Source organism: Pseudoalteromonas rubra, from assembly GCF_000967655.1.
Classification (GTDB): Bacteria; Pseudomonadota; Gammaproteobacteria; order Enterobacterales; family Alteromonadaceae; genus Pseudoalteromonas; species Pseudoalteromonas rubra_A.
In genome coordinates this window covers 1-8,429 of the sequence record NZ_JXYA01000081.1, presented here as the reverse complement: position 1 = coordinate 8,429, position 8,429 = coordinate 1, and the positions used below count along the sequence as shown (strand labels likewise).

Genomic DNA, 8,429 nt, shown 5'->3' with positions numbered 1-8,429 from the left:
CGAAGTATGCTCTCACCCTGCTGTACTCACCCAGTCGAGGGTGTTTTGCCTGAACGCGCGCAGTGAGGCTTTATTGGCGGCTTCACCATGACCCGGCACTACCAGGCTCTGTTCATCCCCTAAGCTTAAAATCGTCTCTATCGCCTGGTTAAACCCAGCCACTCCGCCGGCATAAAAAGTAGGATGCCAGCTGGTATCAAACACATCCCCAACAAAAATAACATTACCCGGCTTATAATAGTAAATGTTATCGGTGCCGGTATGAGACTTCACCACCCGGTGAGTCATATCAAACCGGTTGATTGTGCCCGTCACAAGTTGCGCCCCCCGACTGGCAAAAAAGGTATTGCCACCAGTATGATCTGCATGAGCGTGCGTATTAATAATATGCGTGACGGGTTTGCGGTAAATTGTTTGGATGGTTTTTTCCAATTCAGCCAGATATGGCTCACCTGGCATAGGGTCGATTAACACCAAGCCATCGGGGGTATCGAACAGTCCAATATTAGTACCGTAGTCTTTCCCTGAGAGAATATGCACATGCTGCGACACCGCCTGAACCTGAATATTGGCACTGAACGCTACACCGTTCAGTAAAATTAGTGCTGTAGCAAATAGCGTTTTGAGCAATTTCATAAGCAATCCTTGTTATTATATTTTGATAAACACAATACGTTGTACTGAAAATAAATCAATGGCTCTCTCGCCTGGGTGAAACTTGGACTGTACGTCACGCGATTAACAAACTTGTACCGCACTTCCCTTTGCGTAAACTTAAAACGGGGTTAACATTTGCATTTTATTCAGACAAAGGAAGGTTCCCTGATGACTCGAGCACTCGTAATATTAATTGGTTTTATGCTCTGCTCTGTAGCGTTTGCAAAAAGTGAGGTACATTCAGAGCCGATGCAGTTTGCCAGCACCCTGACGTTTAAATCTCAAATACTGCAACAAAACCGCTCGATAAACGTGTACTTACCAGCAGGGTATCACGAGAATAAACAGCAAAAGTACCCGGTTATATACCTGCTGGACGGCTCAAAAGACGAAGACTTTATTCACATTGCCGGTCTGGTTCAGTTTGCTAATTTTCCTTGGCTGAATATTCTGCCTCCCAGCATAGTTGTCGGCATCAGTAATCAGGACAGAAAACACGACTTTACAACGTTGAGTAACAACGCGCTCGATAAACGCGATCTGCCTACACAGGGCGGCGCTAAATCATTTATCGCGTTTATCGAAAATGAATTGCGACCGCTAGTCGAGCAACGTTACCGCACCAGCCAGTCAAATACGCTGATAGGCCAGTCTCTGGGAGGGCTACTAGCCAGCGAAATTCTGTTTCATCACACAACTTTGTTTGACCACTATGTGATTATCAGCCCAAGTTTATGGTGGGACGACGAGTCACTGCTCGCCAAACCATTCAGTCCCGCGGGCTTGCCTAAATCAGTCTACATTGCAGTCGGCAAGGAAGGTAAAGTTATGGAGCGCGTTGCAAAGCAACTTCATGATAAAATTGCCCCACAACTTAAAGATAAAGCTCAGTTACATTTTCGCTATTTCGAAGAGCTCGATCACGGAGATACTTTGCACCTGGCTGTGTATGATGCGTTTAAACAGATCCAGTACCAATAAAGCACTGCCGTTGCGCACGCCAAGTGACAGGTACCAAAGTTGCGTCATGCATTCTGTCTGAGTTTACTTTTTTCACAGTCATGTGTTTTTATCGACTTTGTGATGCAAACTTCATATTACCTGCGTATATTGGTCTGTCCTGAATTTTTGAAGTAAAGATCTTTATGCGCAGTTGTCTATTTTTAACCTTACTGGCCCCTTTTTTCGCCAACTCAGCTTCTATGCAGCTCGAGTTTTTAGATGAGTTTATTGTTCCTGCAGACTTACGCGTCGATGGCGACAAGGTCGGCGGTTTGTCCAGCATTGAATACACCGATGGCCGCTATTTACTCATCGCCGATGACTCTAAAAAACCCCGCTACTTTGAAGCCAATATTGCAATTAAAAATCAGAAAATTGAACAGGTTGAATTCACAAAATCGTTGCCGCTGATAAACCAAAAAACCGACTCAAGTGTGGTTGACCCGGAGAGCCTCAGAGTGGCGCACAATGGGAAAGACATTATATGGACCAGCGAAGGCAGTATTAAATATCACCAAGCGCCAGCCATTTTCATGCAAACCGGACAAGGCCTGGTTAACTTTACACTGCCTGAGATGTTCAACATCAGTAAAGCGTCCGGACCAAGACACAATGCTGTCTTCGAAGGACTCACCATAGCCCATTCCGGGCAAGGCATTTGGGTGTCTGCCGAAGGCGCACTTAAACAAGATGGTGAAGAGTCCAACATTGAGCACGGCAGCATGGTGCGTATCTCTTACTTTGATTTTGCCTCGAAACGCATGCAAAAGCAGTTTGCCTATTATCTCGAACCTATGGTCAATCGCCCACAAGCAAAGCCTGATGCGTTTCGCACCACCGGTTTGGTGGAGATATTACAGCTGAATGAACACCAGTTTCTTACCATGGAGCGTTCATACACCTCAGGGATTGCTGACGGAGGCAATGATGTCAGCATTTATCTTGTTGATATGAAGGAGGCAACCGACACCAGCAAAATGGCTTCACTAAAACAGCAGCATTTTCGCCCTGCCAGTAAAACTCTGCTGTTAGACCTGGCCACCGTTAAGGAAAAGCTGGGCTCCAAACACATTGATAATCTGGAGGGCATGACCTTTGGTCCCAAGCTTGCCAATGGCAATCCGAGCTTGCTGATGGTGTCGGATGATAATTTTAACGTGCACGGCAAACAGCTGAGTCAGGTCCTGCTGTTCGAAGTGAAAACACCCGTGCCTGCCCACTAATCTCTGAGCAAGGTTTGACACAAAAAACCCCGACAGTCAGTCGGGGCTTTGCAAACAGCTCAGGGTTTGAAACCCTTACAACCTATGCCATTACTGCGTTGCAGGTCCATAACTGGGCGGTCGATTTTCCACAGCGCTGCCAAATGCTTTGTTTGGTGTTTTACTTAAGGTAAAGTCCAGCGTAACCGGTTCATTGATGTAGCTTTCATTAATCCAGCTATTCAAGGTGGCTTCACCGTTTACCTTCATTGCATCGATATAAATGTGTTCGGCAGAAGCCTGCGGTGCGTTCAAAGTTAAATTACCTATGCTCGCGCGTTTAAACTGAGGGCTGGACAGCACCAAATCTGCACGGCCCGGATATTTGGGGTAAAGCCCCAGGCTACTGAATACATACCAGGAAGACATCTGACCCAAATCATCCTGACCCGGGATCCCATCCGGCGCGTCCAACCAAAGCTGCTTCATAGTTTCGCGTACCGTTTGCTGTGTTTTGTACGCTTCACCGGTATGCAGATACATCCACGGAGACAGAATAGACGGCTGGTTAGATACATCGGCAAATTCAGCCGAGTCGCGATACAACACCCAGCTGCCATCCGCTTTTCGGAAATGGCTATCCAGTCTCTGACTCATTGCCTGTTCACCTCCCAGGACTTTTGCCAGCCCCGCGCCATCATGGGGGATCATCCATAAATACTGCGCCGGACTGCCCTCAACAAACAGGTGACCAGAGAACGGATCAAATTCGTCTTTCCAGCTGCCGTCTTTGTTGCGTCCCTGAATATAACCTAACGACTCGGTGGCAGACGGATTATAGATATTGCGCCAGAATCCGGCTTCATTCACAAAACGAGCAGCATCGCCCTGCTTGCCCAGGCGCGCAGCCAGCTGAGACAATGAAAAGTAGCTGGATGCCTGCTCAAGGGTTTCTGATGCACCTTCCCAGCTGTTCGACTGATCTGAGATATATCCAAGCGTCTGCCATTGATCTAACGACGGCTTTTGCCCGCGACAAAACACCGGACAGCCAGTCTCAGATAAATCAAACTCGGTAGGCTCAGTCGCGGCTTTACGCAAAGACTGATACGCCCCGCCCACATCGAAGTCATCAGCACCAAATGCCACAAAATTCGCAATCGCTATCGTTGCTGGGTCGCCACTCATCACGCCAGTTGCCCCAGCATTATGCGTCCAGCGATCCCAGACCCCATTATACTGGCTCGCCTGATTAAATAAGGACTGGGCAATATCGCTGCCGCGCTTTTTATCCAACAGAGCAACCAGTTGCAGCTGTGAGCGGTAAACGTCCCAGCCAGAAAAGTTAGCATACTGGTGTGTTTGAGTGCCTTTTACTGTATAAACTTGCTGATCAAACCCTATATACTGACCATTCACATCTGAAAAAATATTGGGATGATACAGACTATGATATAAGGCGGTGTAAAAAACTCTGAGTTTGCTGGTGTCGTCTGATTCCACTTTCACCTTAGACAACTCCTGCTCCCAGGCCCCCTGCGCGCCCTTGCGCACTTCTGCAAAGTTTTGCCCAGCTTGTTCTTTTTTAAGGTTCTCCCTGGCATTATCCAGACTTACATAAGAGATACCAACGCGCATTTGCACGGTTTCACCTGCATCCAAATCCAGATCGACCCAAACACCTGAGCCTTTACCGATATCCGGCCAACCGTTATCGCCGTACCCCATTCCACCTTTTGCCGAATTTTGCCCTTTGAACACATCGCCATCTTTCCAGGCGCCTGAGCCTGAAATGGGTTTATCGAGCTTGGCAACAAAATGCAGCGTGTAGTAGTCCCTTTGGTTGTGCTCGCCCAGGTAACCGCAAAAGTTGCCAGAGGTCACATAACCGGTTACCTCTCCCTTTTTCGCATCGACCTTAACATAAGCGTCGCCACTGCCTAATTGAGAGTAGGACGTCCTGAATAGCAACTTAGCGTTGTCTGCCTGCTCATAAGTAAAGTTGGCGATCCCCGTACGGGTGGTTGCTGCAAGCTCAACGTTTACACCATTGTCTAATCCAACCTGATAGTAGCCCGGTATAGCGGTTTCATTGTCATGACTAAACCCGGCACTGAAATAGGCATTAATGGGATCGGTTGCGGGAGAAAAGGTTACATCTTTGGTAAATGGCATCACAGGAATATCGCCGGATGCCCCCAGGCAACCGGTCCCGGATAAACGCGTAAAGGAGAAGCCCTTTACGCGGCTGGCCTGATAATTATAACCACCCGGAGAGACCGGTACCCGCTTCTTCTCTTGCAGAATTTTTTTCGAGATCCCCTCTGACTCTGCCAGAAGATCTTCTGTATAAGCATGCTCGGGACCAAAATTAAACATGCCAAATGGCACCAGCGCCCCCGGCGTCACATTACCGGCTTGCCTGTGATTAAACGGCCCCTGAGTACCGATCAGAGGATCGACATAAGACACAACATCAGTAACATAGTTTGATGATGCAGAAACTGACGCATCAGCATGTTGATTTTGCGCTCTAGGCGCCTGTCCACAGGCAGTTAAAATGGCTGACGACAGAGAAACTAAAGCCAGATGCCTGGCGACTTTGTTTTGATTCATTATTGATTCCCACCCAAATGGATCGTTCCAATTTTATTGTATAAGTGATTTGGATCACCGGATACAATGCCACCCTTTTCGGTACTTGTACAATTTTAATGCGCCGACTTAAAGGTTGTAAGCGATAACCTGCATTAATAACAAATTGATCAAATTTATGATCTAATGTCAAAATCTAATATCATCGATGTGATAATGATTTTGCAGCCCTCTGAATTTATTAAGCTCTCCAAACAGACTAAAGCTCCAATAAAGAAAATTTTTTGTTTAGGCTGGTCCCTATCTTTGAGGATAAATTATTAGCCGAATTACTAGTACTTAGTTCACAGCACGGCTTGTTAATAACTTGATGCAATTAAATACTTTTGAGTTATCTAAAGAACTTGTTATGATATTTTTCATAGCAAAACCCCCCTGATTTTGACTTAATTAAAATAAGCAAGGACATGCTTCACCTCTTTACCAGCGAAGCTACTCCAACGACACTCTCAACAGGTATTACATGGCAATAAAACACGTAATAATTCACGTAGTAAAACGTGACAAAGATGGCGAACGGTTAACCAAACAACTTCGAGCTCAAGAAAACAACACCGACGGGCTTACAAAACAACTTACTGATGGATTGCTGGAATTATTTTCTAACGCACACCTCAACATCGGCGAATTTGGCGTAGATGGAGATAACAATGCGACTCCTGTATTCGAGCAAAAGTTGCGTGACTTCTACGATGATAATTGCAATTGCAGCAGCTTTGTTGATTTAACAAAGGCACTAGCAGATCGTTATGAAGCAATCATTGTTGGTGACCAGCTTCATTCTGTTAAGGGTGGTTATCTGATTTTTTATCAATACGAAAGGAATCATGATGACTGGTTAGGTGTGGCGGTGGTTAAAAAAACCGAAGGCATAGACGTATCAGTAGATCTTGATGTAGTAGCAAGTGAAATATTGGAACTCAATAAGCTACACCTTGGTGCAGCAATCAACCTCACACAATGGAGAGACGCCCTAACTTCTCGATATATAAGATTTAAAACTGGTCGGGCAACAGAACTTAGGGACTATTTCGAGAAGTTTATAGGTTGCCAGCGAGATAAGGAGGCGGCTAAGCGAGAAACAAAACAATTAAAAAGGGCTATTCAGGACTTTGCTAAAGACACCTGTGGCATGAATGACGACGTAGCCTCTCAAAAGGTGACGCAGGCACATGATTACGTCAAGGAGAGGCAGAAAACAGGTGAACCTGTTAAACTTAGCCATGTTGCCAATCACGTATTCCCGGATAGATGTGATGAATTTGCCCTGCAAGCGAGACAGGAATATGACCTTCCCGAAGATTTGGCTATCGACTCGGCAGAGTTAAAACGGTATAAGAAACTCTCAGGTTCAGGAAAAGGCATATCCATCAGCTTTGATAGAGAAAAGCTAAATACCGTTGTAAAATATGACGTAGAGCGGAAGCAACTCACTTTCACCGAAATTCCAAACTCATTGCGTGAAGCAATTGAAAAAGAGCTTTTAGAAGAAGAAAACGTAGAAGACTAATGCAGCCACACATTACCGAGGTTTATGCCAGGGTGTTTTCAGCACTCAAAGATAGAAAAGCAAGCCATGATGAATTTAAAGGCTTTCTTTCTATTACTCCTGAGCTGGAAAAAGACCTTGTGTTTCTTTGTGATGAAGGCATAACCTCGGGCTCTTATGATTTCACCAAAGATGGTAAGCCTGGAGGAAGCGCTAACTTAGGCAAGCTAATACCCGCCAACTTTCAAGGCTGTGTGTTTGAAGTCGAACTATCTAAGATTTGTATTAAACCGGATTCAGTTGTTTGTGCTAGCTGGTCTGATTTACTTAAAGATGAAACGAAGGTAAAAAAACCAGTAAAGCATATTTTTTTCACAGATTCGTCTATTTTACTGTCACCCGGTAGTACGGATGAGCAATACATAAATTACCTGAAACTCAGTGAAGCTTACAAATTTATAAAAGAGTTGGCCGAATCAACTGAAGGTGGAGATAAAACGATTTTTTATGAACGTCCTCTTACTTTCGAATTTACTCTCACGGAATCGGATCTTGATCATCCAATTGACCTAGATGCACTGGACAAGCTCATGAAGAAGGATTTGCATCAGGAGGCAATAGCCTGCTTGATATGTAAAGAGCTAGTCAGCTTTTTGAAAGATATTGATATAAAGCAACGATTTAGTTATCTAATCAAGCACATGAGCTCCTTGGTTTCTAATGTTCTTTTAAGCTATCAAAGTTACGTGGAAAGCTACACGTTTGACAAAGTAAGAAAGGAATACCTTGAGAAAAGAACAGAATATATCAGTGACATCCATGAAGTTTTCAATACTATGGCTACCAAATTGCTATCACTCCCAGCTGGTATTTGGTTTGCAACAACCCAAATAAAACAAATGCCAATAGGCGGGCTTGAAAGTATGCCATTTGCTAAAAACTTGACTGTGCTTATCACTGTTGCTTTGCTTGTATTTTTGTTGGTTGTGAGCCTAATTGATCAGTTCGAAGTCTTGAAAGTCCATAAATTAGAATATTCTGAGGTATTTGATAGACTTAAAGGTAGCTTTGAAGAAGAGGCTACAAAAATCCAAGAAGCCAAGGATAGAATTGATAGTGCATATACTAAAGTCTGCATCAAACTTGGTTTCGCGATATTTACAGCAATCGCTTTGTTTGGCCTCACGCTTTTTTTATTTTGCAAGGCCTATGCCTAGAGTTTATTAAACTAGTTTAAATACACCCAATCAACCTAGGACGGTCGTTCTATCACAAAGACCTTGCATGCCAGGTGCCCAAGGTAAGCTCTTTACCTTTAACGAATAGAACAACAACCAGATTACACCCATAGGCAAATACCAAATGTAAGCGTGCGGCGAACTACACCTAGAGGCTAACATGCCAGGGCAGTAAACTGTCGATAT

Annotated in this window: 6 protein-coding genes; 4 read left to right on the top strand and 2 right to left on the bottom strand. The window is 44.8% G+C overall.

Translation table 11 applies throughout. The features are described from left to right. Positions 1 to 12: 12 nt before the first annotated feature. The gene (locus tag TW77_RS23185) at positions 13 to 636 is read right to left on the bottom strand and encodes an MBL fold metallo-hydrolase (RefSeq protein ID WP_082079026.1); all 624 of its coding nucleotides are present in this window, start codon (positions 634 to 636) and stop codon (positions 13 to 15) included. A gap of 189 nt (positions 637 to 825) precedes the next feature. Here TW77_RS23185 and TW77_RS23180 point away from each other — a divergent pair, with 189 nt between their 5' ends. Continuing rightward, complete coding sequence (locus TW77_RS23180) at positions 826 to 1,638, top strand: alpha/beta hydrolase (RefSeq protein WP_046007344.1); 813 nt, start codon at positions 826 to 828, stop codon at positions 1,636 to 1,638. Positions 1,639 to 1,802: 164 nt separating this feature from the next. Then, positions 1,803 to 2,882: an esterase-like activity of phytase family protein gene (locus TW77_RS23175; RefSeq protein ID WP_046007343.1), complete on the top strand. Its 1,080-nt coding sequence runs from the start codon at positions 1,803 to 1,805 to the stop codon at positions 2,880 to 2,882. A 90-nt stretch (positions 2,883 to 2,972) separates the two neighbouring features. Here TW77_RS23175 and TW77_RS23170 read toward each other — a convergent pair whose 3' ends face one another. After that, positions 2,973 to 5,477 (bottom strand): GH92 family glycosyl hydrolase, encoded by a 2,505-nt coding sequence (locus tag TW77_RS23170; protein ID WP_046007342.1) that lies wholly within the window; start codon positions 5,475 to 5,477, stop codon positions 2,973 to 2,975. 502 nt (positions 5,478 to 5,979) lie between these two features. Here TW77_RS23170 and TW77_RS23165 point away from each other — a divergent pair. After that, positions 5,980 to 7,026, top strand: a complete 1,047-nt coding sequence (locus TW77_RS23165) for a nucleoid-associated protein (RefSeq protein ID WP_046007341.1) — start codon at positions 5,980 to 5,982, stop codon at positions 7,024 to 7,026. Continuing rightward, positions 7,026 to 8,222 (top strand): hypothetical protein, encoded by a 1,197-nt coding sequence (locus TW77_RS23160; RefSeq protein ID WP_046007340.1) that lies wholly within the window; start codon positions 7,026 to 7,028, stop codon positions 8,220 to 8,222. The genes TW77_RS23165 and TW77_RS23160 overlap by 1 nt, the downstream gene beginning before the upstream one ends. The last annotated feature ends 207 nt before the right edge of the window (positions 8,223 to 8,429 follow it).